The following is a 269-nucleotide window of genomic DNA, read 5'->3' on the forward strand; positions in this document are numbered from 1 at the left end:
GGCAAAGGAGGAGCTCCACGCCCTGGTCAGCCACCAGTCTTTGGAAGGAATCCCTCTTCTTGTGCTTGGAAACAAGTCGGATCTTCCAGAGAAGCTGTCCATGGACGAGTTGATCGAGCAACTGGAGCTGGCGAAGATTCAAGGCCGCGAGGTGTGCTGCTATGGAATCAGTGCGAAGGAGGAGACCAATCTCGATGCGGTGGTGCAGTTCCTCATGAAGTGGGCAAGCCGCTGAGCTTCTCATCGGGCGGTTCAGTCTCTCCACACGC

1 protein-coding gene is annotated in these 269 nt (G+C 56.5%); it reads left to right on the forward strand.

The genetic code is table 11. The features are described 5' to 3' along the window. On the forward strand, positions 1 to 235 hold a 235-nt coding region (locus ACTFO6_RS18825), incomplete at its 5' end, for an ADP-ribosylation factor-like protein (protein ID WP_439935884.1). Positions 236 to 269: the final 34 nt, after the last annotated feature.

This window comes from Pelomicrobium sp. G1 (assembly GCF_051905455.1).
Taxonomy (GTDB): domain Bacteria; phylum Pseudomonadota; class Gammaproteobacteria; order Burkholderiales; family UBA6910; genus Pelomicrobium.